General features: G+C 70.3%; 20 protein-coding genes. 16 read left to right on the top strand and 4 right to left on the bottom strand.

Annotation, left to right across the window (positions count from 1 at the left end; all coding sequences use genetic code 11):
• Window positions 1–171 precede the first annotated feature (171 nt).
• From OHA03_RS27520 to OHA03_RS27510, 3 genes are all read left to right on the top strand, one after another.
• On the top strand, window positions 172–2,031 hold the full coding sequence (locus OHA03_RS27520) for an ABC transporter ATP-binding protein (protein ID WP_267006425.1): 1,860 nt from the start codon (window positions 172–174) through the stop codon (window positions 2,029–2,031).
• Window positions 2,028–3,809 carry an ABC transporter ATP-binding protein gene (locus tag OHA03_RS27515; RefSeq protein WP_267006424.1) on the top strand — a complete coding sequence of 594 codons (1,782 nt, stop codon included), beginning with the start codon at window positions 2,028–2,030 and terminating at the stop codon, window positions 3,807–3,809. Before OHA03_RS27520 ends, OHA03_RS27515 begins: the two co-directional genes overlap by 4 nt.
• Window positions 3,810–3,901: 92 nt before the next feature.
• On the top strand, window positions 3,902–4,624 hold the full coding sequence (locus OHA03_RS27510; protein WP_267006423.1) for an N-acyl homoserine lactonase family protein: 723 nt from the start codon (window positions 3,902–3,904) through the stop codon (window positions 4,622–4,624).
• Between the two features lie 182 nt (window positions 4,625–4,806).
• On the opposite strand, the gene OHA03_RS27505 is transcribed toward OHA03_RS27510, so the two are convergent.
• On the bottom strand, window positions 4,807–5,598 hold the full coding sequence (locus tag OHA03_RS27505; protein WP_267006422.1) for a metal-dependent hydrolase: 792 nt from the start codon (window positions 5,596–5,598) through the stop codon (window positions 4,807–4,809).
• Between the two features lie 138 nt (window positions 5,599–5,736).
• On the opposite strand from OHA03_RS27505, the gene OHA03_RS27500 reads away from it, so the two are divergent.
• Both OHA03_RS27500 and OHA03_RS27495 read left to right on the top strand, forming a co-directional pair.
• Entirely contained in the window at window positions 5,737–8,250 is a 2,514-nt protein-coding gene (locus OHA03_RS27500; RefSeq protein WP_267006421.1) for an RNA helicase, read from the top strand.
• A 49-nt stretch (window positions 8,251–8,299) separates the two neighbouring features.
• Window positions 8,300–9,172, top strand: a complete 873-nt coding sequence (locus tag OHA03_RS27495) for an acyl-CoA thioesterase II (protein ID WP_267006420.1) — start codon at window positions 8,300–8,302, stop codon at window positions 9,170–9,172.
• A 13-nt stretch (window positions 9,173–9,185) separates the two neighbouring features.
• Here the strand turns inward: OHA03_RS27495 and OHA03_RS27490 are convergent, their stop codons facing one another.
• Together OHA03_RS27490 and tnpA are read right to left on the bottom strand one after the other, a co-directional pair.
• The gene (locus OHA03_RS27490; protein WP_267008184.1) at window positions 9,186–9,398 is read right to left on the bottom strand and encodes a DUF6011 domain-containing protein; all 213 of its coding nucleotides are present in this window, start codon (window positions 9,396–9,398) and stop codon (window positions 9,186–9,188) included.
• Window positions 9,399–9,547: 149 nt separating this feature from the next.
• Window positions 9,548–9,976, bottom strand: a complete 429-nt coding sequence (tnpA, locus tag OHA03_RS27485) for an IS200/IS605 family transposase (RefSeq protein WP_267006419.1) — start codon at window positions 9,974–9,976, stop codon at window positions 9,548–9,550.
• A gap of 11 nt (window positions 9,977–9,987) precedes the next feature.
• On the opposite strand from tnpA, the gene OHA03_RS27480 reads away from it, so the two are divergent.
• The 10 genes from OHA03_RS27480 to OHA03_RS27435 all read left to right on the top strand — a co-directional run bounded on the left by OHA03_RS27480 (window position 9,988) and on the right by OHA03_RS27435 (window position 22,428).
• Window positions 9,988–11,406 (top strand): transposase, encoded by a 1,419-nt coding sequence (locus OHA03_RS27480; protein ID WP_267006418.1) that lies wholly within the window; start codon window positions 9,988–9,990, stop codon window positions 11,404–11,406.
• Window positions 11,407–11,603: 197 nt separating this feature from the next.
• A complete protein-coding gene (locus tag OHA03_RS27475) occupies window positions 11,604–11,804 on the top strand; it encodes a hypothetical protein (protein ID WP_267006417.1) in 201 nt (66 codons plus the stop codon).
• Window positions 11,805–11,924: 120 nt separating this feature from the next.
• On the top strand, window positions 11,925–13,361 hold the full coding sequence (locus OHA03_RS27470) for a DUF2252 domain-containing protein (protein ID WP_267006416.1): 1,437 nt from the start codon (window positions 11,925–11,927) through the stop codon (window positions 13,359–13,361).
• 304 nt (window positions 13,362–13,665) lie between these two features.
• Window positions 13,666–16,365: a LuxR C-terminal-related transcriptional regulator gene (locus OHA03_RS27465; RefSeq protein WP_267006415.1), complete on the top strand. Its 2,700-nt coding sequence runs from the start codon at window positions 13,666–13,668 to the stop codon at window positions 16,363–16,365.
• 207 nt (window positions 16,366–16,572) lie between these two features.
• Window positions 16,573–18,210, top strand: coding sequence for an MFS transporter (locus tag OHA03_RS27460; RefSeq protein WP_267006414.1), 1,638 nt, complete (start codon window positions 16,573–16,575; stop codon window positions 18,208–18,210).
• Window positions 18,211–18,229: 19 nt separating this feature from the next.
• Window positions 18,230–18,751, top strand: a complete 522-nt coding sequence (locus OHA03_RS27455; RefSeq protein WP_267008183.1) for a hypothetical protein — start codon at window positions 18,230–18,232, stop codon at window positions 18,749–18,751.
• A gap of 125 nt (window positions 18,752–18,876) precedes the next feature.
• Entirely contained in the window at window positions 18,877–19,074 is a 198-nt protein-coding gene (locus tag OHA03_RS27450; protein ID WP_030980061.1) for a hypothetical protein, read from the top strand.
• A gap of 393 nt (window positions 19,075–19,467) precedes the next feature.
• Window positions 19,468–20,127 (top strand): HdeD family acid-resistance protein, encoded by a 660-nt coding sequence (locus OHA03_RS27445; protein ID WP_267006413.1) that lies wholly within the window; start codon window positions 19,468–19,470, stop codon window positions 20,125–20,127.
• A 208-nt stretch (window positions 20,128–20,335) separates the two neighbouring features.
• A complete protein-coding gene (locus OHA03_RS27440; protein ID WP_267006412.1) occupies window positions 20,336–20,800 on the top strand; it encodes an SHOCT domain-containing protein in 465 nt (154 codons plus the stop codon).
• Between the two features lie 257 nt (window positions 20,801–21,057).
• Window positions 21,058–22,428, top strand: coding sequence for a diacylglycerol kinase family protein (locus tag OHA03_RS27435; protein ID WP_267008182.1), 1,371 nt, complete (start codon window positions 21,058–21,060; stop codon window positions 22,426–22,428).
• Between the two features lie 315 nt (window positions 22,429–22,743).
• Here the strand turns inward: OHA03_RS27435 and OHA03_RS27430 are convergent, their stop codons facing one another.
• The gene (locus tag OHA03_RS27430; RefSeq protein ID WP_267006411.1) at window positions 22,744–23,631 is read right to left on the bottom strand and encodes a DUF3152 domain-containing protein; all 888 of its coding nucleotides are present in this window, start codon (window positions 23,629–23,631) and stop codon (window positions 22,744–22,746) included.
• A 260-nt stretch (window positions 23,632–23,891) separates the two neighbouring features.
• Here OHA03_RS27430 and OHA03_RS27425 point away from each other — a divergent pair, with 260 nt between their 5' ends.
• Window positions 23,892–24,581, top strand: a complete 690-nt coding sequence (locus tag OHA03_RS27425; RefSeq protein WP_267006410.1) for a response regulator transcription factor — start codon at window positions 23,892–23,894, stop codon at window positions 24,579–24,581.
• Window positions 24,582–24,715 lie beyond the last annotated feature (134 nt).

Here is a 24,715-nt window from a genome sequence, read left to right as displayed (position 1 = left end):
GGCCGGACTCACCGCCTGTGACCCGCCGCGAATACGAGCCGAATCTTTACCGTCGAGCGAAAAACCGTTTGCCTCGGACCCTGGCAGGACGCGAACCTTGCACGGTTTGGTCCCCCCACCCGTTCCTCGAGGTCTTCGACAGATCTCCGCCCTTCCGAACCATGGGACGTCATGCAGATTCGCGATCTTCCGTATTCAGATCCTGGCGATCCTGATGTCCGGTCAGGCCCACGCTTCCTGCTCTGGCTCGGCCGCAACCAGATCCGTGGCCAGCTCAAGTCCATGTCCTGGGGCCTGCTGCACCAGTGCTCCATCGCCGGGCTGCCGCTGGCCGTCGGCTTCGCCGTGCAGGCGGTGGTCGACCGTTCGGGCAGCCGGCTTGCGCTGGCGGGCGGGCTCATCGCGGTCCTCGGTGTGCTGATCGCGGTCGGCGACACCATGCTCCACCGGACCGCCGTCACCAACTGGATCACTGCCGCCGCCCGCGTCCAGCAGCTGCTGGCCCGTAAGACGGCGGAGCTCGGCGCCGCGCTGACCCGCCGGGTCGCCGCGGGCGAGGTCGTCGCAGTGTCCACCGGCGACGTCGAGAAGATCGGCTGGTTCGTCGAGGCGCTCTCCCGCTTCGCCGCCGCAGCCGCCGCTCTCGTACTGATCTGCGTCGGGCTCGTCCTCTATCTGCCGTCGCTGGGCGTCCTGGTGGTGCTCGCCATGCCGCTCCTGGCACTGGCGGTACTGCCGCTGCTCCCCCGCGCCACCCGGCGCGCCGACCTCCAGCGTGAGAAGGCCGGCAAGGCCACCGAGCTGGCGTCGGACACCGTCGCCGGGCTGCGGGTGCTGCGCGGTATCGGCGGCGAGGAGCTGTTTCTCGGCCGCTACCGGAGCGCCTCGCAAGAGGTCCGCAAGGCTGCGGTACGCAGCGCGCAGATGTGGTCGCTGATCTCGGCGATCCAGGTGCTGCTGCCGGGCATGCTGCTGATCTCGCTGGTCGTGTACGGGGCGACGCTGGCCCACGACGGCCGGATCGAGGTCGGTCAGCTGGTCACGGTGTACAGCGCGGCGACACTGATGCTGTTCCCGCTGCGGCACTTCGAGGAGATCGCGATGGCGTACTCCTTCTCGCGGCCGTCCGCGCAGCGGGCCGTCCGGGTGCTTTCGCTGCACCGCACCGCCGAGCCCTCGACCGTCGACGCGGTGCCGGCCGGTGACCTGTACGACCCGGTCACCGGGCTGATGGCACCGTCGGGTCTGTTCACCGCGGTGGTCTGCGGCGATCCGGACGAGGCGGGCCGGCTGGCCGAACGGCTCGGCGGTCACGCCGAGGTGGGCGCGGAACCGGACACGGCGGACGACGCCCCCGAGGGCCCGCCGGACAAGACCCCGTCCGTCCTGCTCGGTGGCGTGCCGCTGGACGAGCTTCCGCTGGCGGCCGCCCGGACCGCGGTGCTGGTCCAGGACAAGGACCCGGTGCTGCTCTCCGGGACACTGCGGGAGCTGCTCGATGTGCCGTCGTCCGGTCTGGTGACCGCCGAGGACGCGCTGTCCGCCGCCCAGTGCGGTGATGTGCTGGACGCGCTGGCGCAGGCCTCGGTCGCCACCGACGGCGACCCGATGACCACCAGGATCACCGAGCGCGGCCGGTCGCTCTCCGGCGGCCAGCGTCAGCGGCTCGCACTGGCCCGTTCGCTGGTCACCGACCCTGAGGCGCTGGTTCTGGACGAGCCGACGTCCGCCGTCGACTCGCACACCGAGGCCCAGGTCGCCGCCGGAATCAAGGCGCTGCGCACCGGGCGTACGACGGTGGCGTTCGCTTCGTCGCCTCTGCTGCTCGACCTCGCGGACCGGGTGGTGCTGGTGCACGACGGCACAGTCGTCGCGGTCGGTGCGCACCGCGAGCTGCTGCAGACCGAACCGCGGTACCGGGCAGTGGTCACCCGTGAGACCGAGGACGAAATCGCGGCCCTGACCGCACTGGACAAGATCGACGCGATCGACGAGATCGAATCGATCGAAGAAATCGAGGAGAGGGCATGATCGGCGTCGCACAACCGGCGTACGACCCGGCCGCCCCGGAGTCGGCGACGACCCTTCCGGTCGGCACCCCCGCCACCGTACGGGCCTATGTACGGGAGCTGATGCGGCGCCACCGCAAGCCGTTCGCCGTGCTCATCTCGGTCAACGCAGTCGCGGTGATCGCCTCGATCGTCGGGCCGTATCTGCTGGGCGGGCTGGTCGAGGACCTGTCGAACGGGGTCGCCGACCTCCATCTGGAGCGCACCGCCGCGGTGTTCGCGATCGCGCTGGTGGTACAGACCGTGTTCACACGGATGATGCGGCTGCGCAGCGCCATGCTCGGCGAGGAGATGCTGGCCGATCTGCGCGAGGACTTCCTCGTCCGGTCGGTCGGACTGCCGCCGGGTGTGCTGGAGCGGGCCGGGACCGGTGATCTGCTGTCCCGGATCACCACGGACATCGACCGGCTGGCCAACGCGATGCGTGAGGCGGTGCCGCAGCTGGCGATCGGTGTGGTGTGGGCGGGTCTGCTGCTCGGTGCGCTCACCGTGACGGCTCCGCCGCTGGCGCTCTCCGTGCTGCTGGCGCTGCCGGTGCTGGTCCTCGGCTGCCGCTGGTACTTTCGCCGGGCGCCGTCCGCGTACCGCTCGGAGGCCGCCGGATACGCGGCGGTCGCGGCGATGCTCGCGGAGACCGTGGACGCGGGGCGGACGGTGGAGGCGCACCGCCTCGGCGCACGCCGGGTGGCACTGTCGGACCGGCGGATCAAGGAGTGGACGGCGTGGGAGCGGTACACGCTGTTCCTGCGTTCGGTGCTGTTCCCGGTCATCAACGTCACGTACGTGACGATCCTCGGCGCGGTCCTGATGCTCGGCGGCTGGTTCGTCATCGAGGGGTGGCTCACCGTCGGACAGCTGACGACCGGTGCGCTGCTCGCGCAGATGATGGTCGACCCGATCGGTCTGATCCTGCGCTGGTACGACGAGTTGCAGGTAGCGCAGGTGTCACTGGCCCGGCTGGTCGGCGTCCGGGACATCGAGCCGGACGCGGGCGACACCGAGGTCGCCCCGGACGGCCGGGACGTCCGGGCGGGTGATGTGCACTTCGGCTACCGCGAGGGGGTCGACGTCCTGCACAAGGTGTCGCTGGACGTCGCCCCGGGCACGCGCCTGGCGCTGGTCGGCCCGTCCGGTGCGGGCAAGTCCACGCTCGGTCGGCTGCTGGCCGGGATCTACGCCCCACGCACCGGTGAAGTCACGCTGGGCGGTGCGGAGTTGTCCCGGATGACGGCGGAGCGGGTGCGTACGCATGTGGCACTGGTCAACCAGGAACACCATGTGTTCGTCGGTTCGCTGCGCGACAATCTGCTGCTGGCCCGTACGGGCGCCGAGGACGCCGAGCTGTGGGCGTCGCTCGCCGCGGTCGACGCGGACGGCTGGGCGAAGGCTCTGGACGGGGGGCTGGACACCGAGGTCGGTTCGGGCGGTCTGTCACTGACCCCGGCGCAGGCGCAGCAGATCGCGCTGGCCCGGCTGGTGCTGGCCGATCCGCACACACTGGTGCTGGACGAGGCGACCTCGCTGCTGGACCCGCGGGCGGCGCGGCATCTGGAACGCTCGCTGGCACGGGTGCTGGACGGCCGTACGGTCGTGGCGATCGCGCACCGGCTGCACACCGCGCACGACGCGGATGTGATCGCGGTGGTGGAGAACGGCCGGATCAGCGAATTGGGCAGCCATGACGAGCTGGTGGCGGCGGACGGCGCCTATGCGGCGCTGTGGCGGTCCTGGCACGGCTGATCGGCGTCTGCGGCGGCTTCGCCGGATCGCCCGGCTTCTCCGGACAGCGAAACATGAAGGGGAGAGGAGCAGCCGCCTGCCACCATGGCCGGATGGCCAACAACACGGCGATCCACCGCCTCGACCTGGGCTACTTCGTCCGACCGGCGTCGGAGACCGGCGGCCCGCAGCCGCGGGTCGAACCCGTACTCGCCTACTTGGTTCGGCGCGACGAAGGACTGATCCTCTTCGACACCGGCATCGGTGCCGCCGATCCAGGAACCGAAGCTCACTACCGCCCCCGGCGCCGAGGGCTGGAGAGCGCCCTCGCCGTCGCCGGAGTTTCTCTCTCGGATGTCTCCTTGGTGGTGAACTGCCACCTCCACTTCGACCACTGCGGGGGCAACAGGTTGCTGGGCGGCACGCCGATCCTGGTGCAGGAAGTGGAGCTGGCCGCCGCGCGCCGGGGCGGCTACACCATCGACGAACTCGTCGACTTCCCTGACGCGACCTACGAGGAGATCAGCGGAGAAGCCGAGGTGTGGCCAGGAGTATGGATCATCCCCACTCCTGGCCACACCGACGGCCATCAGTCGCTGGTGGTACGGCAGAGCGACGGCACCGTCGTCCTCGCCGGTCAGGCACACGACTTCGCCTCTCACTTCGCAGCGGATCATCTGGCCCGCCGCGCCGAGCTCGAAGGCCTGGAACAACCGCTGCCCGCCTATCGACCGTGGCTGGAGAGGCTCGCCGACTTCGACCCGCGGCGGGTGCTCTTCGCGCACGACTGCGCGGTCTGGGAACCGTCCCGCGCAGCCGACGGCTTCAGCTGCTGACGCCGCCCCCCGGCCGAACGTCCCGCTCACGACTGCCGCGAAAGAACGCTCCGGACGCGATCGTCCGGACCGAAGAGCAGCCGGTTGCGTCGGACCGGCGCTTCATCCCGGTGACTCAGCGCAAACCGCGACTACTGCAGGTCATCGAGTGGGGGCTCATCGACTCGCGGACGGTACGGCGGTCATATGAAGTTGAGGGCGGCCGCCGCCCCCGCTCCCCCGAGCACCATGAACGCCGGCATCAGCACCTTCAGCTCCACCCAGCTGCCGGCCCGGAACCGTATGGCCTTCGGCGGCCCCACCGGGTACCAGCGCTTGCGGCCCAGCGGGATCGGCCACAGGATCGGGCAGCCGGAGACGGTCAGCGCGTCGCCGATGTCGTGGACGAGGGCGCCGAGGACGATCGGCAGCCCGAGCCAGAGGTACTCCTGGCCGGGCGCACTGAAGAGCCAGTCCGAGCCGTTGCCCGGCTTGTCCAGGACGCCCGCCAGGATCCAGGCGCTGGTCGCGCCGAGCAGCCATACCAGGACATCGCTGGACATCCGGGCGGCCCGCCACAGCAGTCCTTCGACGGCGAGCACCAGATGGACGAAGAGGATCGCGAGGACCGCCCATCGGCCGCCGGCGATCGCCGCGGCGGAGGCCCCGGCACCGATCAGGACGGCCCAGAGCCAGGTGTGCGTCAGGGTCCGGTGGCCGCCGTTCCTGCGCGGGTCACCGGGGCCCCGGGTCGCCTTGTAGACAGCGTGCGAGAGTTTGTCCACGATCTCGCAGAGTCCGCGGGAGACCGGTCCGAAGGCGCGCGAGATGGTCGCGGACTTGTGATCGAGGTCCGGGGCGAGCGCGGCGCCCGCGGTGATCAGTGCACCGACGACCAGGACGGGCCACGGCATCGTATGGCCCGCGGCAGCCGCCGCCGCACCCACCCCCAGCCAGGCCGCCGCCCCGGACAGTGAGTGTGCCGGTCCCATCATGGTTCTTCCCGCCCCCAAAGTTGTCCGGCTGCCATCGCCGGTGCGATGCGGCCGAGTTGAGTGGGCAGCGTATCGTCCGTGATCTTCGTCCGGTCGTCCGGTTCCCTCATCCGGGCAGAAGGCAGGCAAGATGGGGGCGTGACCCTTATCGATCAGCTGCCCCCGACCGACGACCCGGACGCCCTCTTCGAGGCCTTCTCGTCATGGACCGAGACCCAGGGCATCACCCTCTACCCTGCTCAGGAGGAGGCGCTGATCGAGGTGGTCTCCGGGGCGAACGTGATCCTGTCCACCCCCACCGGCTCCGGAAAGAGCCTGGTCGCGGCGGGTGCGCACTTCACGGCGCTGGCCCAGGACAAGGTCACCTTCTACACCGCACCGATCAAGGCGCTGGTCTCGGAGAAGTTCTTCGACCTGTGCAAACTGTTCGGTACGGAGAACGTCGGGATGCTCACCGGCGACGCCTCGGTCAACGCGGACGCCCCGGTGATCTGCTGCACCGCCGAGGTGCTCGCGTCCATCGCGCTGCGCGACGGCAAGCACGCCGACATCGGCCAGGTCGTGATGGACGAGTTCCACTTCTATGCGGAGCAGGACCGCGGCTGGGCCTGGCAGATCCCGCTCCTGGAGCTGCCGCAGGCCCAGTTCATCCTGATGTCGGCCACGCTCGGTGACGTCAAGATGTTCGAGCAGGACCTGACCCGGCGCACCGGCCGTCCCACCTCCGTGGTGCGCTCGGCGACCCGGCCGGTCCCGCTGAGCTACGAGTACCGGCTGACCCCGATCACCGAGACGCTCACCGAACTGCTGGACACCCGGCAGTCGCCGGTGTACATCGTGCACTTCACGCAGGCCGCGGCCGTCGAGCGGGCGCAGTCGCTGATGAGCATCAACATGTGCACCAAGGAGGAGAAGGAGAAGATCGCCGACCTGATCGGCAACTTCCGCTTCACCACCAAGTTCGGCCAGAACCTCTCACGCTATGTGCGGCACGGCATCGGGGTGCATCACGCGGGCATGCTCCCGAAGTACCGGCGGCTGGTGGAGAAGCTCGCCCAGGCCGGTCTACTGAAGGTGATCTGCGGTACGGACACCCTCGGCGTCGGCGTCAACGTCCCGATCCGTACGGTGCTCTTCACGGCGCTCACCAAGTACGACGGCACCCGGGTCCGTACGCTGCGCGCCCGTGAGTTCCACCAGATCGCCGGCCGCGCGGGCCGGGCCGGCTTCGACACGGCGGGCTTCGTCGTCGCGCAGGCGCCGGAGCACGTCATCGAGAACGAGAAGGCCGTCAAGAAGGCGGGCGACGACCCCAAGAAGAAGCGCAAGGTGGTCCGCAAGAAGGCTCCCGAGGGCTTCGTCGCCTGGTCGGAGACCACATTCGACAAGCTGATCCAGTCCGATCCGGAACCGCTGAACTCCCGGTTCCGGGTCACGCACACGATGTTGCTGTCCGTGATCGCGCGTCCCGGCAATGCCTTCGCGGCGATGCGGCATCTGCTGGAGGACAACCACGAGCCGCGCAAGGCGCAGCTGCGCCACATCCGCCGGGCCATCGCGATCTACCGCTCGCTGCTGGACGGCGGCGTGGTGGAGCAGCTCGACAAGCCGGACGCGGAGGGCCGCATCGTACGGCTCACCGTCGATCTCCAGCAGGACTTCGCGCTGAACCAGCCGCTGTCCACGTTCGCGCTGGCTGCGTTCGACCTGCTGGACGGCGAGTCGCCGTCGTACGCGCTGGACATGGTCTCCGTCGTCGAGTCGACGCTCGACGACCCGCGGCAGATCCTGGCCGCCCAGCAGAACAAGGCGCGTGGCGAAGCGGTCGGCCAGATGAAGGCTGACGGTGTCGAGTACGAGGAGCGGATGGAACTGCTCCAGGAGGTCACGTACCCGAAGCCGCTGAGCGAGTTGCTGTGGCACGCGTACGACGTGTACCGCAAGAGCCACCCGTGGGTGGGCGACCATCCGGTCTCGCCGAAGTCCGTGATCCGGGACATGTACGAACGCGCCATGACGTTCACGGAGTTCACCTCGAACTACGAGCTGGCCCGTACCGAGGGCATCGTGCTGCGGTACCTGGCGAGCGCGTACAAGGCTCTTGAGCACACCATCCCGGACGACCTGAAGTCCGAGGACCTGGAGGATCTGATCGCCTGGCTCGGCGAGATGGTGCGGCAGGTGGACTCCAGCCTCCTCGACGAGTGGGAGCAGCTCGCCAACCCGGAGGTGGAGACCGCCGAGGAGGCGCAGGAGCGGGCCGACGAGGTCAAGCCGGTCACCGCCAACGCCCGCGCCTTCCGGGTGCTGGTCCGCAACGCGATGTTCCGCCGGGTGGAGCTGGCCGCGCTGGACAAGGTCGCCGAGCTCGGCGACCTGGACGGCGACGCGGGCTGGGACGAGGACGCGTGGGGCGAGGCGATGGACGCGTACTGGGACGAGTACGAGGATCTGGGCACCGGTCCGGACGCCCGTGGGCCGAAGCTGCTGAAGATCGACGAGGACGCCGCGCACGGGCTGTGGCGGGTGCGGCAGACGTTCGCCGACCCGAACGGCGACCACGACTGGGGCATCAGCGCGGAGATCGATCTGGCAGCCTCCGACGAAGAGGGCCGGGCGGTCGTCACGGTCACCTCGGTCGGCCAGCTGTGACCACGCTCGCCATACACACGGCAGCGCAGCAAGAGTGGAGACGAACCGCATGACGAACCCCGCCGAGCGCCTGGTCGACCTGCTCGACCTGGAGCGGATCGAGGTCAACATATTCCGCGGGCGCAGCCCCGAGGAGTCCCTGCAGCGGGTCTTCGGCGGCCAGGTCGCCGGGCAGGCGCTGGTGGCGGCCGGCCGCACCACCGACGGGGACCGGCCGGTCCATTCGCTGCACGCGTACTTCCTGCGGCCGGGCAGGCCCGGGGTCCCGATCGTCTACGAGGTGGAACGGGTGCGGGACGGGCTGTCGTTCACCACCCGCCGGGTCACCGCCGTCCAGCAGGGCCGGACGATCTTCAATCTGACGGCGTCCTTCCACCGGCCGGAGGAGGCGGGCTTCGAGCACCAACTGCCGCCCGCCCGGACCGTCCCGGACCCCGAGCAGCTGCCGACGGTCGCCGAAGAGGTCCGCGAGCACCTCGGGGCGCTGCCGGACGCGCTGGAGCGGATGGCCCGGCGCCAGCCGTTCGACATCCGGTACGTCGACCGGCTGCGCTGGACGCACGAGGAGACGAAGGACGCGGACCCGCGCAGCGCCGTCTGGATGCGCGCGGTCGGCCCGCTGGGCGACGACCCGCTCGTGCACACCTGCGCGCTGACGTACGCGAGCGACATGACGCTCCTCGACGCGGTCCGCATCCCGGTGGAGCCGCTGTGGGGGCCGCGCGGCTTCGACATGGCGTCGCTGGACCACGCGATGTGGTTCCACCGGCCGTTCCGTGCCGACGAGTGGTTCCTGTACGACCAGGAGTCGCCGATCGCGACGGGTGGACGGGGACTGGCGCGCGGCCGGATCTATGACCGCGGCGGCAATCTGCTGGTGTCCGTGGTGCAGGAGGGGTTGTTCCGCCGCCTCGGCACATAGCCGCCGTCGCCACTCAGGTACCGGGCAGCGGGTCCTGTTCGACCTCGTGGCGGCGGGTGCGGATGTCCGGTGCGGCGGGGTGCAGTTTGGCGTCGCAGGCAGGGCCCAGACCGGTGCGGCGCGAGTCCGTACCGGTCAGCGGGCGGCCGCAGAGGCGGCAACGGACCAGCCGGCGGCCCGCGGCCCGTCCGGCCCCGGGCAGGGGCTCGATGTCGGACCCGGGCAACGGTTCAGAGGACTCCACCCATCGATCTTCTCAAGTCCCCGATCTACCTCTGATCTTGGCCAGTGCTCCGCCCTTCAGGGCGGGGGTGAAGGCCATCCTTGGCCCGGAGGCGCGGAGCGCGGGAGTGCTCTGCGTCTCCGGGGTGACGGTCAGACGGGACGCTGCTGGTTTTCGATGTACTGCTTGACGACGGTCAGGGGTGCCCCGCCGCATGATCCTGCGAAGTAGGAGCCGGACCAGAAGTGTCCGCCCCACAGGTACCGGCGGACGTGGCTGTCGTACTCCTGGCGGAGCCTGCGGGAGCTGACGCCCTTGAGGGAGTTGACCAGCTTGGAGAGCTGGACCTTGGGTGGGTAGTGCACGAGCAGGTGGACGTGGTCCTGTTCGCCGTTGAACTGTTTCAGCTCGGCCTCGAAGTCGGCGCAGACCTCCCGCATGATCTCTTCGGTGCGGGTCAGCATGGCGTCGGTGAACGCCTTCCGTCGGTACTTCGTGAGAAAAACCAAGTGACCGTGCAGGTTGTAGACGACGTGACGTCCGGTGCGTACGTCGGGATTGGGTTTCCAGCGCGGTGACATAGACCAACGCTATGCTCTCGGTTGCGAGTCAAGGCACCCTGGTAAAGCGGCAGTTCGGGCACCGTGCCCGGCTTTCACTGTCTCCTGCCGGGGTTCGCATGGCGGATGATCAGGCGCATGCGGCCCGCACGATGTGGAATCTTCTCCACGCGTGGTGGCAGATGATGCCGAAGGAAATGCGGACCCTCGCGAACGCGGACGCCGCGATCCGACAAGCCCGCGAGGACATCGACTTCCTGGCCGTCCTCCCCGCCCAGGCCGCGCAAGCGGTACTCAAGACGTACTTCCCGGCGTGGAAGAACTGCTGGGAGGGCCGCGCCGACGCCCCGAACTTCAAGGGCCGCTTCCGCACGGTGATGTCCGTGGACATCCCGCAGGGCCGGGACCTGAACATCACCCGCGTGCACCGCCGCTGGGGCATGGTCAACATTCCCAAGGTGGGCCGGGTCCGCTTCCGGTGGACCAAAGACCTTCCGGTCGGCAAGCGTGTAGGCGCGGAGAACCGGATCACCGGGGCACGACTGGTCAAGGACGCGCTCGGCTGGCACATCGCCTTCCGTGTTCAGACCTTGGAGGTCAGGCCCGAGCCTCACCGGGGGCCGGACGTCGGCATCGACGTGGGTGTCACCGTGCCGCTGGCCCTCTCGGACGGCGAATCGTACGAGCACGGCGAATGGCTGACCGGCAAGGAGAAAGCCAGGCTTCTGCACCTGGAGCAGCGCGCCGCGCAGCGTAAGCGGCACCGCAAGCCCGGCGCGCGCACCAGCCGCCGGCTGCACCGCACCTACGACCAGATCGCAGGAGTGCGCGCGAAAGCCAAGCGCCGGGCCGTGGACTGGCAGCACCAGACGACCACCGCCATCGCCAGGCAGTACGGCACCGTCGTGGTCGAAGCACTCACCATCACGAACATGGTCAAGTCGGCCAAGGGAACCATCGAGGTGCCGGGGAGGAACGTTGCCCAGAAGTCTGGGCTGAACCGCTCCATCAGCGGGGAGGCATGGGGCCGGACGGTCACCATGCTGACGTACAAGACCGCCCGGTACGGCGACACCCTGCACAAGGTCCCCGCCCCCGGCACCTCCCAACGCTGCTCGGCGTGCGGCTTCACCACGCCCGGCAACCGGGAGAGCCAGGCCGTGTTCGTGTGCAAGAACCCGGACTGCGGCTGGTCGGGCAACGCCGACCTCAACGCAGCCCGGAACATCTTGCACCTGTACCGGATGGGCCTCGCGCTCATCCCGGCTGCCGGGAGGGCAGTCGTCAGGCGCGCGAAGCGCGTCAAACCCGCCGCCGCAAGGCAGGTAGGAATCTCCCCGCCTCAGGCCGGGAGAGCACTTCAATCTGCGACTTCCGAACGCAGACAGCGGAGGAGTTCGCGGGTGAGCAGCGCGCTGACAATGGAGCTGGTCCCCCAGGACAAGAAGTAAGGACATCGAAGGGGACGGCATCGGTCCGGTCAGGCACGTCATTCGGTGCGCCGACTCGCCCGGAGGTACGGCCCGGGGCGTCGCGTATCCGGAGCGCGAACTGCCGCTGGGCGGCATACCGGCGTACCTGGAGGCGCGAGAGGGCGGGGCGCGCTCCTTCGTCCTGTGGGCCGACCCGCAGCGCCGGGCACGCCGTCGTGAGCGGTAGTGGCGATGTCGCCCGTGGGCCACGCCGGATCTTCTGGCGCACCGGCAAGGAGACCCCGCTGGAGTTCCAGGACGATCACGTCTTTCTGCACGCGCAGTGGTGCGACTGGCGGCTGGGCGCGGCGCTGGTGGCGCTTCTGCGCAGCTTCGACAGCTGGCTGGGCACTCCCTGGGACGACAGGCGGAAGTGATCTGCGGCGGATCTCCGGCCCTGCGCCCTCCGCAGTTGCCCGGGGCCGGGCCCGTCAGATGATGCCGGAACCTGCACGACCCGCGATGATCGGGGAAAGAAGCGGTCAGGAGGGTCTTCCATGAGCCGGGACAGTGCGTCGACGCTCGGTGCCGCACCGCCCCCGACGCCCGCGGAGCGGGCCGCCCGGGGGAAGGCCGCCCGCCGCCGCACACCCCGTTCCGGCCACGCCGGGTTCGCACCGTCGTCGGACCGGCTGGACCCGTTGGGCATCCTCGACGCCCAGTCCGCGACCAGGGTTCCCGAACTCGTCCCGATCCGCTACAGCCGGATGGCCGAGTCGCCCTTCCGCTTCTACCGGGGCGCCGCCGCGATCATGGCCGCCGACCTGGCCACCACCCAGGACTCCGGGATCAGGGTCCAACTGTGCGGAGACGCGCACCTCTTGAACTTCGGACTGCTCGCCTCCCCGGAACGGCAGCTGATGTTCGACATCAACGACTTCGACGAGTCGCTGCCCGGCCCCTGGGAATGGGACGTGAAGCGGCTGGCGGCCAGTCTCGCCGTCGCGGGACGGGCGAACGGCTTCACGGACCGGGAGCGCGCCCGCGTCGTGCCGGCGGCGGTGCGGTCGTACCGCGAGGCGATGATCCGGTTCGCGGGCATGACCAACCTCGGTGTCTGGTACGCGAGGATCGACGCGGACCGCCTTGCCGCCATGGCGTCCCGAAAGCTGACCGATGGCGGCCGAAGGAACCTGGACCGGGCCATGGACAAGGCCCGTACCCGGGACAGCCTGCAGGCCTTCGCCAAGGTCACCGAAACGGTCGACGGGCAGGTCCGGATCGCCGCGGACCCGCCACTGCTCGTACCGCTCACGGATCTGCTTCCCGAGGTCGAGCGCGACGCACTGGAAGAGCGGCTGCGCGGGCTGCTCAGGGGCTACGCCCGGAGTCTCCAGTCGGACCGGCGTTCCCTCCTCGGCACATTCCGGTTCGTGGATGCCGCCCGCAAGGTGGTCGGGGTGGGCAGCGTCGGCACCCGATGCTGGATCATCCTACTGACCGGCAGGGACGGCCGGGACCCGCTCTTCCTGCAGGCCAAGGAGGCCGCCGCATCGGTGCTCGCTGCACACGTCGGTGCCGGCGAGTACCGCAGCGAGGGCGAGCGGGTGGTTGCGGGGCAGCGAGTGATGCAGGCCACGAGCGACATCTTCCTGGGCTGGACGCGGGCGGACGGGATCGACGGGCGGCGCCGCGACTTCTACGTACGCCAGTTGCGCGACTGGAAGGGCGGCCTCGAACCGGAGTTGATGACGCCGGTCGGCCTGAGGACGTTCGGCGAGGTCTGTGGCACCACGCTGGCTCGTGCCCACGCGAGATCCGGCGACCGCATCGCCATCGCCGCGTATCTGGGCCGCGGCGACGCGTTCGACCGCGCGCTCCATACGTTCGCCGAGGAGTACGCCGATCTGAACGAGCGGGACCATCGGGCTCTGGTCGAGGCGCTATGTGCGGGCCGGCTCTCCGCGTCCGGGCCGGACAGCGACCGGCGGTGATCGGTACGCCGGACCGGGGCCATGGGGGTGAAGTGCGGTACTCACCGCAGGGCTACGGTCCGGCATCCCGGGCGAATCGCCCTCGCGTTGTATCACGTTCTGAACGCTCGCGGGCGGGCGCCTGCCTGAGGGCTCCGACGCTGAGGCCCCTGACGGGTACGGCAGCGTGAGCGAGTGGCGGGCCGGCCGTCTGCGCACTTCGCGAGCCGTTGCATCACCTTCGCCACCGCGCGCGCCGGGCGTGAGGCTGGGATGCTGGCGATGGATGACTCCACCCGTGGCGTGACCCTGGCTGACAGGGGTGATGAGCGTCGTGGCCGGGACCGACCGGGACGAACGAGGAGTGCACGTGTCGATCGTTCCAGCCGGTTCCTGCCCCGATCCCCTGGGGGATCCGTTCCTGCGCACCCGGTTCGCCCTTCCCTCGCGACCCGACACGTTCCTGCGGCGCAAGCGGCTTCTCGACCATCTCGATCAGGCTCTCCGAACGCCGTTGACGCTGGTCAACGGCGCGGCCGGGGCGGGCAAGACCCTGCTGGCCGCCGACTGGGCCGCCGGTCTGAGCCAGCCCGTCGCCTGGCTCACCGGCGAAGCGGGAGACCGGCGTCCCGGGGTCTTCTGGGCGTACGTCGTCGAGTCCCTGCGGGCCTGCGGCGCTCCGGCGTCCGGAGTGGCCTGGGCGCCCGCGGATGCCGACGGGGTGGACCGCAGGCTGCTGACAGCACTCGCCGCCGAGTTGAACGCACGTGAGCGGCCCGTGGTCCTTGTGCTCGACGAGTACGACCGGATGACCGCTCCGGAAGTCGCTGAGCAGCTGGAGTTCGTCCTGCACCACGCCGGGCAGGGGCTGCGCCTCGTCCTCGTCACCCGCACCGAGCCTCTGCTGCCTTTGCACCGTTACCGGGCGGCCGGGGAGCTCACGGAGATCCGTGGCGCCGAGCTGGCCTTCACTCCCGCGGAGGCCGTCACGCTGCTGGAACTGCACGGTCTGGTCCTTCCGCTTGACGCCGTACGCGCCCTCGTGGAGCGCACGCGGGGCTGGGCCGCCGGACTGCGCCTGTCCGCCCTGGCCGCGTGCGAGAGCGCCGACCCGGAGCTCTATCTGAAGGAGTTCGAGGCGGACCACGGCGCGGTCGCGGATTTCCTGCTGGCCGAGGTCCTGCGGGGAAGAACGGACGAGACGCAGGACCTGCTGCTGCGCGTCAGCGTCCTGGAGCGTTTCCGCCCCGAGCTGGCCGACGCGCTGACCCTGCGGACCGACGCCGCACCCGTCCTTGCCGGGCTGCACCGCGAGAACGCGTTCGTCGAGCGGCTCGGGCACTCCTGGTACCGGCTCCATCCGCTATTCCGGGAGATCCTCCGGGCCCACCTGCGCGAACGCATGCCCGGCCTGGAACCGGACCTGCACAGGCGGGCCGCGCTGTGGCTGCGCCGTTCCGGGCTTCTGTCCGAGACACTCGCCCACGGCGCCGCCGCCGGCGACTGGGACCTCGCCGCCGGTGCCCTGGTCGACGACCTCGCGATCGGCCAGCTCTTCACGGGTCTACGCTCGGGCGCTCCGGCCCATGTGTTCGCCCGCATGGGGCCCGAAGCGAGAAGCCCGGCGGCCGACCTCGTCCGGGCGGCCCACGCCCTGTCCCGGCACGACCTGGATCACGGTCTGGGCCGCTTGCGCCGCGCCGAGGGGCGTCTGGCCGACGACGCGCCGAACCTGGCGGAGATCCGGCTGAGCTGTGCGTTGCTGGAAGCGCTGGCCGCCCGGCTGACCGGTAGTACGCCGCAGGCCGAGAGGGCCGTGGAAGCAGCCGACGAGCTGCGGCAGGAGATCCCGGCCCGTCTGCTGGACAAGCACCCCGAACTGATCGCTCTCCTGCTGACCCATCTCGGCTCGGCGCGTCTGTGGGCGGGGCGTTACGAGGACGCGCGCACCGCCCTGACCGAAGCGGCCGCAGCCACGGGTGGGGCCGCCACCGTACTGCCCCGGGAGGAAGCTATGGGGCACCTCGCTCTGATCGACTATCTGAACGGCTGGCCCGGCCGGGCGGAGCGCAGGGCCTTGGCCGCGGTCTCCGAGGGGGAGCGGGGCGGCCTGCCCCAGCCGTACGGTTCCGGTATCGGCCGGCTGGTCCTGGCCGCTGTGGCCGTGGACCGTCACGAACTGGGCAGAGCCGAGGACCTCCTGGAGGAAACTGCCCGGTCGCCTGCGGGAACACGCGATCCGGTGCCGGCGGCGGCACGGGCCATCGCCGCTTCCCGGCTGCTCCTGGACAGAGGAGAAGCGCGCGCCGCCGTCGAGGCGACGAAACTGGCGGTCCCCGCTGCCGTGGCCTCGCCCTGGGCCGCGAGTCATGCGGCCGTCGTCGCCTCCGCCGCTCATCTCGCCGACGGGCGGCCGGACAGCGCGGCCGAGGCGCTCCGAGGCGTCTTTGCTGACCAAGCGGTATGCGCCGTGGAGGCCGCAGCGATCCAGATCGCGGCAGGACGCACCGATGCCGCCGTGCACCTGCTCGACAACCTCCGCACCGATGGCAGGTCCGGCCCTGCGGTGACCGTGGGGGCGGCACTGGTCAAGGCCCGGGCCGCAGCGGAGGCAGGAGACGCGGTCACTGCCCGCAAGCTCGTCGCGCGGGCGCTCCTCGACGCACGTCGCGATCGGCTGCGGCGCCCGTTCCTCCGGGCCGGAGCGTGGATCCGGCCTCTGCTGGCCTCGGCTCCGCTGCACGAGCTGGCACAGGGCTGGCTCAGCCCCGGCCCGCCGCGCCGGGGCGGTGAACGGCTCCGGTCTGAGCCCGGGCCCCCGCCTCTGGTCGCGGTCGAGCTGAGCGGACGCGAGCGGGACGTCCTCCAGCGGCTGGCCCGGATGATGTCCACGGAGGAGATCGCCGCCGATCTCTACGTATCGGTCAACACGGTGAAGACCCACCTCAAAAGCGTGTACCGGAAGCTGGCCGTGAACCGGCGCAACGACGCGGTGCGCCGGGCACGCGACCTCGGACTTCTGTGACGGACCCGGGGAAGCCCTCGGTGCGCAGCGGCGCAGGCAGGCGCCAGGGGCGGCCCTCCCCCGTGACGGGTGAGGCGCGGGGTGCCCGCGTCGGGTGCGATGGAGAAACGTACGTCGGAGGCGATCGCAGGAACGCGCAACATCTGCCGGTCGCCGGCCGACCGGCTCCGCCGGCGTACTGGGCCCGATTCGGCGAGGTGGGACAGCGTGAAGCACTGGTGGGCCCTGGTCGCCCTCGGTACGGCCCAGTTCCTGATGGTTCTGGACACCTCGGTCATGAACGTGTCCATCAGCCAACTGGTGGAGGACTTCGACACCGAGGTCACCGCCATCCAGGCCGTCATCACCCTGTACGCGCTGGTCATGGCGGCATTCATGATCGTCGGTGGCAGGCTCGGAGACATCCTGGGGCGGCGCCGCATGTTCCTCGTGGGGCTGGTCGTCTACGGCGTGGGATCCGCCCTGACCGCCGTGGCGCCCACGCTGTGGGTCCTCACGCTGGGCTGGTCCGTCATCGAGGGACTCGGCGCCGCCATGGTGCTGCCGGCCATGGCGGCCCTGGTGGCGGAGTCGTACCCCGGCCGGGACCGGGCCGTCGCCTATGCGGTCATCGGGGGTCTCGCCGGCGCCGGGATCGCGGTCGGCCCGATGCTGGGCGGCTGGATGACGACGTACCTCACCTGGCGGCTCGTCTTCGCCGGCGAGGTCGTGATCGTCCTGGCCGTCCTGCTGTGCCGCCGGGTGATCCCCACGCCCGCCCAGGCCGGACCGCGGCCGAGGCTCGACGGGGTCGGCGCGGCGCTCTCCGCGGTCGGGCTGGCGCTGGGCGTGCTCGGCGTGCTGCAGAGCAGTACGTGGGGCTGGGTGCAGCCCCGTAACCCTCCTTTCACCGTCTTCGGCTTCGCCCCGACACTGTTCGTCGTCGGCGCCGGCGTGGCCGTCCTGGCCGTCTTCCGGCACTGGGAGCGGCGGAGGGAAGACCGGGGCACCGACCCCCTCGTGCACCTGTCCCTGCTGAGGAGGCCCGTGCTGCGGGCCGGCCTGATGACCCTGCTGAGCCAGAACCTCATCCTGCTGGGACTGTTCTTCGCCATCCCGCTTTACCTGCAGGTGGTACAGGGTTTCGACGCCTTCCAGACGGGCCTGCGCCTGCTCCCGGTGTCCGCCACCATGCTGGTGACCTCCCTGTGCGCGTCCCCGCTGGGGCGGGTGATGGGGCCGCGCCGGGTGGTAAGGCTGGCCCTGGCGATCCTGGCGGCGGCCGTCGTGTGGCTGCTGGCCACCATCGACCCGGTCATCGACGACGTGCAGTTCGCCGGGGCGATGGCCCTGCTGGGTGTGGGCATCGGCCTGCTCGCCTCGCAGCTCGGCAACATCGTCCAGTCCGGCGTCGGCGAGGAGGAACGCAGCGAGGCGGGAGGACTCCAGTTCACCGCCCAGAACCTGGGCTCGGCGCTGGGCACCGCGCTCATCGGATCGATCCTGGTCGGCGCGCTGGCCCACGCCTTCACCACGCAGGTCGCGGACGAACCGCAGCTGTCCGCAGAAACCCGCGAGCAGGTCGGTGTCCGCCTCGAGGCTGGGATCACCTTCGTCTCCACCGACCAGGTGCGTTCGGCGGCCGAGCGGGCCGGACTGCCACCGTCCGAAGTCGAAGCCGTCACGGACTCCTATGCCTCGGCGCAGCTCGACGGTCTGAAGGCGGCGATCCTGGCCACGGGCGGCGTCGCTCTCGTCAGTTTCCTGATCACACCGCATCTGCCGACCGCACGGAGCGGCCGCCAGCCTGAGCCCGGCTCCGGTGCGGCTCCGGCCGGGGCGAACGGATCCACGGACCGAGCGTAGGGGGCCACCGGTGTACAGGATGAGAGCCGAGGGCGGGCCGACGGACCGGAAGGCGCGCCGTGCCGAATACCGGGCACGCGCCGACTACACGGGTGGCGTCTACGGCTCCATGCTCGCGGCCTCCGTGGTGATCGGTGTCGGCTCCCTGGGGTCGTTCCCCCGCGTCGAGCTGGTCCTGGTGCTGCTGCTCACCGGCGTGGTGTTCTGGATCGCACACGTACATGCCCATCTGTTCGGAGCACGGCTCGCCCGGCACGCTCCGGACCGTCGGGGGATCCTGCTCGTGTGCCGTGCCGAGTGGCCGATCGTCAAGGCCGCTGTCCCGCCGGCCGCCGCGGTGGCCGTCAGCCCGCTCCTGGGGCTGGACGTACGCGGTGCCCTCTGGCTGGCACTGTCCGTAGCCGTCGCAGGGCAGGTGGGCTGGTCCGTCGCCGCGGCCCACCGTGCCGGCGCCTCACGGCGACTGGTGGCCATCACCGCGTCGGTCAACCTGCTGCTGGGCCTGCTGATCATCTCTTTCAAGATCTTTCTGACTCATTGAGTCACCTGCACGGGGTGAGGTCCGTGAGGTACGCAGCGGCGGAGGATCGCAGGGACGGGCGCCGTCCGCCTGTCCCGAGCCAGTAGGTGAAGAGCGTCCAGGTAAGTCCGGTGGGAGGACCGCTCGTGCGTTACGAGATCCGAGTCGAGGGACACCTCTCGGAGACGCTGGCCAACGCGTTCCCGGAGCTGGACCACGTGGTGATGTCCGGCCAGACCGTCCTTTTCGGCACGGTCGTGGACGAGGCTCATCTGTACGGCCTGCTGACTCGCTGCCAGTCGCTGGGTCTGCGCGTCATGGAGATGCGGCAGGTGCCGGAATGAGAGTGGCGGGCGATGAGGGCCGTCGTGCACGACCTCTCGCCTCAGGGCGGCTCCGCCCACCACCGCCCCGTATGTCCGGGGGGCCTGGGCCGAGTCGCAGAGTCCCGCCCGGCCCGCCCGGCCCGCCCGGCGCACGGCGCGATTTCAGGCCACGGCGTGGGGCCGCGCGATGCGCCGACAGATCACCCGTGGCGGGTGATCCGGCACCCGGTGGCAGGCGTGACAGTGAAGCCAGAGGGGCTGCGCACAGCACACCGTCTCTCGTGCACGCGCACCGCCCGGCGTCCTACGCACACCGCCCCGGCGGCGGTTCCCGCACACCGCTTGGATTCCCACCCACACCGCCCGGCGGCGGATGCGAAGGCGTCCGGCCGTTCCACGGGAGGAGGACCCATGACCATGCCGCGCAACTCGTCATCGCCTACCGGGCCGGAACACCAGCCCGACGGGGAGGTCCCCAGTCCGGGGGATGGAACCGCATACGCGCTCACACGGCTCGGCGGTTCCTGGACCTGGCTCCTGGGCTCGGCTGTCGCGACGCTCGTACCGGGCGTCCTGGTCATGGTCTGGCCAGAGGCGACCTTGCACGTCCTGGCCGTCCTCGTCGGCCTGTACCTACTGGCGACCGGAGCATTCCGGTTCGTAGCCGTCTTCGCACGTCAGGGGCACGAACGGCTGCCCGGGCTCCTGCTGGCGGTGCTGTACGTCCTGGCCGGGGTCCTCTGCCTGCGCAACCCGCTGCAGACGATCGCCGCGCTCTCGCTGGTCGTCGGGGTCGTCTGGCTCGTGTCCGGGATCCTCACCCTCTACACGGCCCTCACGGCCGAGGACCTGCCGCACCGCGGCGTCGTCCTGGGAGCGGCGGTGCTCGCCATCGTCGCGGGGATCGTGGTCCTCGCCCTGCCGACCGAGTCGGCCCGGGCCCTGACCCGGCTGCTCGGCCTCTGGCTGATCCTGCTCGGTCTGGCCGAGGCGGTGGTCGCCCTCGCCTGGCGGGCCGCGTTCCGCCGAGCACGCCCTCACACACCAGGCACGCCCGCCGCCACGGCCTGACCGCACCGGTCGCGGAAGGAGCAGCCATGGCCCCGACCATGTCCTCTGGTCCGCCGGACTCCGGCGGACCCGCGAACCGGCAACCCGTTCGCTCGCCGACGCCCTCCGCCCTCACCCGCGCCGGGTGAGGCCGCGCCGACGGAACCGTGGGCACGCTGAAGGTGCCAGAGAACGGCTGCCGGGCCCGCGCCCGGAGCGGAGGACGGACATGAGCGCGCAGACCTACCTCGCGTACGACTACCCCCTGCTGGGCGCCTTCTGGACCATGCTCTGGATCTTCCTTTGGATCATGTGGTTCGTCCTGCTCTTCCGGATCTTCACCGACATCTTCCGCGACGACACGATGAGCGGCTGGGTCAAGACCGGCTGGCTGGTGCTCTGCATCGTCCTGCCCTTCCTGGGCGTGTTCGTCTACGTGATCGCCCGGGGCAGGAACATGGGCCACAGGGAGGCTGCGCACGCGCGAGCGCAGCGGGAGGAGTTCAACGCCTATATCAGGAAGACGGCGGCCGACGGCCGGTCCAGCAGCGTCGACGAGCTCGCCAGGCTGTCGGAGATCCGTGACCGGGGCGGCATCACGGACGAGGAGTTCCGCAGGGCGAAGGAACTGGTGCTGACCGGACACGGCAGCCCGGCAGAGCACGCGGGCCCGACCTCCGCCTCCGGCCACTGACCATTCACACACCACGGATCGAGGCTCGAGATGACCTCGACACACACCCGGCCGGCACACACGGATCATCGCCAACTTCCTCTCCCTGCCGTACTAGCCGGTGTGGCCGGTCGTGATGATCGCGATGTCGGGCTTCATCATCTGGGCCCTGAGCGTGGCTCAGCGCGGCAACATCCACGACCTGTCGGAGGAACGTCCGACGCACAAGGCGTGAGACGGAAGCGGAGGGCCGACAAGTGGGGCCACAGAGCGGGGATATCAGCAGGGGGCGAAAGGCAAGGGCCTCGACCTCGCGCGAGGGCGACGCCGGACGCGCCCGCCTCGCCGTGCTCGCCCTGCTGGGCAGCATCCTGGTGCCGCTCGTCGCCGCCGGGCTGCGGAGCGTTCTGTGGGCGCTGGCCGGCATAGTCGCACTGGCACTCGCCGCCGTCGGGGTGTGGTGGACCCTGGCGCACACCGGTGCGCTCCGTGCCCTCGGGGCGGCTCTGTCGGTGACCGCGCCGGTCGCTGTCCTCGCCCTGTATGCCACGTTCGGCATGCTGGGGCCGGCCTTGCTGTCCCTGGGCCTGTGGCTGCTGGCCGTCACGGCGGCACGGACGGCCCTGACACGTGGTCACACCGCGTCCGAACAGGCTGTCGCCGAGGCGCCCCACGCCCCCTGGGTCCTTATGAATCCGCGCTCCGGCGGCGGCAAGGTGGGACGTTTCGACCTGGTCGAGAAGGCCCGGGCTGCAGGCTGCCGGGTGGCCCTGCTCGACGCAGGCCAAGATGTCGCCGGGCTGGCCCGGCAGGCCGTCGCCGAGGGGGCCGATCTGCTGGCGGTGGCGGGCGGCGACGGCACCCAGGCGCTGGTGGCCGAGGTCGCGGCGCGCCACGACCTGCCGTTCGTGGTGATTCCCGCCGGCACCCGCAACCACTTCGCCCTCGATCTCGGCCTCGACCGTGACGATCCGGCGGCCGCCCTGGAAGCCCTGACCCTCGGTGTCGAACTCCGCATCGACCTCGGGTACGCCGCGGACCGAGTCTTCGTCAACAACGCCTCGTTCGGCACGTACGCGTCCGTCGTCACCGACCCCGCGTACCGGGATGCCAAAGCCCGCACAACCCTGCGAACCCTCCCCGGCCTCCTCACCGGCGAGGACGCGCCCAGACTGCGGACGCGGGCCGACCGGACGTACGTCGATGCACTTCAGGCGCTGCTCGTGAGCAACAATCCCTACGGACGTGCCGTCGACGCGGCCCATCCGGGGCGCAGGGAGCGGCTGGACTCGGGACTGCTCGGTGTCGTGTGCGTGCGGGTCGGCAACACCGCTCAGGCGGCGCGCATGGTGCGCGGTCCGCGGCGGTCCGGGGGACTCGTCCGGCTGAGCGCCGGCATGGTCGTCGTCGAAGCCGACACGGACACCCTCCCTGTCGGCATCGACGGAGAACATGTCGTTCTGCCGTCACCCGTCGTGTGCCGCAGCGCGCCCGGGGCACTCCGGGTCCGCGTGCCGCGCCGTCGCCCCCACGCGCCGCGGATCAGCGGGGCGGCGGCCGACTGGCCGCGCGTGGCACGGCTGGCGCTGGGCCGGGAACAGCACGAGCCTCCCGCCTCGGGGCTGGTTCATGGCGGCCGCGACAGCTGATTCGGGCAGACTCGGCCCTTCAGACCCCGCTCTTCCGCCGGCCTTGACGACCAGGGCGTTGTCACTGAGTCCAAGACTGGAATCCGCAGGTGATGGCCGCTGGTTCGGACTATGACCAAGCTGTAATGCCGGTTTTCCGGCTGCCCGCCAGGTGTTGCCCCGACCCGGGCCGCAAAGCGGCCCGATCCGAGTGCGCACCGTCAGTGGGCCAGGCGCGGCTTGCCGGCCGACGGAGCGTATGAGGGGGCTCGCAGCAGCCGCGATCATCTCCCGCCGGCCCCGCGACGTCAGGGGAGACGACTGGTCGCCGCCCGTTCACGACATGTGCGGCCCGGAGACGAAGTGACCACTCTTGTCGTAGGGCCAGGCGTTGGCGATGCATCCGTGCAGGCCCTTGATCTGTTGCATCATCACAGGGGCCAGTTGGCCGGGACCTGCGCAGGTCATGTGCGTGTGGCCGAGGAAGTGCCCCATCTCGTGGTTGATGATCAGCGCCCTGTAGTCATGGATCGGACCGTTGAACGTGGGCGAGCCCTTGACCCAGCGCTTGAGGTTCACCACCACGCCGTTGCGAATCTCGCAGTTGTACTCACCTTGGGTGTCCTGGTGGATGCCTGCCCAGCACAGGGCGTCCGCCGTTCCCGGTGTCGCGATCTTCACCTTGAGGTCGTAGGGCTCCCCCGCGCTCACCAACTGGAACGAGGAAACCCCGTTCTGGGTCCAGCCCCGGGGGGCGGCAAGTATGTCGGCGATCTCGTTCGCCGCTTGGGCCGGCGAGATGTCGAGCCCGGTCTCGACCTGCACCACGTAGCGGAGCAGATGCGAACCATGACCGACTTTCGCGCCACTCGCACGCGCGGTGACGAACGTGCCGGTGCCCGTCGAGGGGACGTCGATCCTGGCGGGAGTCGGCGTCGGGGTGGGCGTCGGCATCGGGGTGGGCGTCGGCGTGGGCGTCGGGGTGATGTGCGCGGTGCTCCGCGGGCGCGGTGCACTGCTCGACGCGTCGCTTCGTCCGCCGTCCAGGAAGAACACCGCGGAGCCGAGCAGGCCGGCGGCCGCCAGCATGCCGACCAGATAGCGTCGGCGCCGGCGGCGCGGACGGCCCCGGCGGTGGGCGGACCGGTACTGACGGCCACCGCGGTGGGAGGCCACTGCTCTGCCGGTGGGCGGTGCGGATTCCCGCTCTCGTGCCGAATGCATGGCAGCCGAGACTGGTCATGTCAGATGATCGCCATTGGTTCGGATGATCACGAAAGAGTAACGAGCGGTTTGCCGGCGACTCCCGCCGATTCGGACCGGACTACCGGCAGGCCGGCCGGTTCGACGAGGTCGTCCGCCCGACGGCACGCCGACCTGAAACCGCCCGCACATCCCCTTCCGTTGTGATCTTTCTGTAACAGCTCCCGAAGGGGCCCCTCCTCCAGGACAGTCACCGAACACGATCTGTGCATACTGTCAAAGTGCCACGAGTCCTACTTGTCGAAGATGACCCAGATGTCCGCAAGGCCGTCCAGCTGGCGCTGCGACATCAGGGGCATGACGTATGCGCCGCCGGAACGGGTGAAGAGGGGTTGGAGCAGCTCCGCCCCTTCCATCCGGACGTCGTCGTACTCGACCTCATGCTGCCCGGCATGTCCGGCCTCGACGTATGTCGACGGATCAGGGATCGCGACCAAGTGCCGATCATCATGGTGACCGCCAAGGGGGACGACATCGACGTGGTCGTGGGGCTGGAGGCCGGCGCTGACGACTACGTGGTCAAGCCCGTGCAGGCCCGGGTGCTCGACGCGCGAATACGGGCCGTACTGCGCAGGCAGGACGCGTCGGTCTCCGACGCTGTCCGCCCCAGGGCGGAGTCGCACGGTGAGCTGGTCATCGACCGGGCCGGACTCGTGGTGACACACCGCGGTGAACCCATCGCCCTCGCCCCCTCCGAGCTTCGGCTGTTGCTGACCCTGTCGGCCTCGCCCCGACAGGTGTTCAGCCGCCAGCAGCTGCTGGAAGCGGTCTGGGAACACAGCTACCACGGCGACATACGACTCGTGGACGCCTGTGTGAAGCGACTGCGCGGCAAGCTCGGGGAGCTGGGCGGGGATCCCCGGTACATCCAGACCGTTCGCGGCTTCGGTTACCGCTTCGGTATCCAGTGAGTGGCCAGGGGTCCGTACGGACACGAGAAGGCGTACGGAAACGCGAGGCCGTCGCAGCCGGGCAGGGATCCAGGCCGACGGGGTTCTTTCGGGCGGTCCTGGCGCAGGTACCGCTTGCGCTGCGAGGCCTGCGC

The sequence above is a fragment of the Streptomyces sp. NBC_00154 genome, from assembly GCF_026342835.1.
Taxonomy (GTDB): domain Bacteria; phylum Actinomycetota; class Actinomycetes; order Streptomycetales; family Streptomycetaceae; genus Streptomyces.
This window is presented reverse-complemented; position numbering and strand designations above follow the sequence as displayed.

Coding starts and splice junctions, on each gene's coding strand:
- OHA03_RS27520 (WP_267006425.1), top strand. CDS start 172: ATGCAGATTCGCGATCTTCCGTATTCAGATCCTGGCGATCCTGATGTC.
- OHA03_RS27515 (WP_267006424.1), top strand. CDS start 2,028: ATGATCGGCGTCGCACAACCGGCGTACGACCCGGCCGCCCCGGAGTCG.
- OHA03_RS27510 (WP_267006423.1), top strand. CDS start 3,902: ATGGCCAACAACACGGCGATCCACCGCCTCGACCTGGGCTACTTCGTC.
- OHA03_RS27505 (WP_267006422.1), bottom strand. CDS start 5,598: ATGATGGGACCGGCACACTCACTGTCCGGGGCGGCGGCCTGGCTGGGG.
- OHA03_RS27495 (WP_267006420.1), top strand. CDS start 8,300: ATGACGAACCCCGCCGAGCGCCTGGTCGACCTGCTCGACCTGGAGCGG.
- tnpA (WP_267006419.1), bottom strand. CDS start 9,976: ATGTCACCGCGCTGGAAACCCAATCCCGACGTACGCACCGGACGTCAC.
- OHA03_RS27480 (WP_267006418.1), top strand. CDS start 9,988: ATGCTCTCGGTTGCGAGTCAAGGCACCCTGGTAAAGCGGCAGTTCGGG.
- OHA03_RS27470 (WP_267006416.1), top strand. CDS start 11,925: ATGAGCCGGGACAGTGCGTCGACGCTCGGTGCCGCACCGCCCCCGACG.
- OHA03_RS27465 (WP_267006415.1), top strand. CDS start 13,666: ATGAGCGTCGTGGCCGGGACCGACCGGGACGAACGAGGAGTGCACGTG.
- OHA03_RS27455 (WP_267008183.1), top strand. CDS start 18,230: ATGAGAGCCGAGGGCGGGCCGACGGACCGGAAGGCGCGCCGTGCCGAA.
- OHA03_RS27445 (WP_267006413.1), top strand. CDS start 19,468: ATGACCATGCCGCGCAACTCGTCATCGCCTACCGGGCCGGAACACCAG.
- OHA03_RS27440 (WP_267006412.1), top strand. CDS start 20,336: ATGAGCGCGCAGACCTACCTCGCGTACGACTACCCCCTGCTGGGCGCC.
- OHA03_RS27430 (WP_267006411.1), bottom strand. CDS start 23,631: ATGCATTCGGCACGAGAGCGGGAATCCGCACCGCCCACCGGCAGAGCA.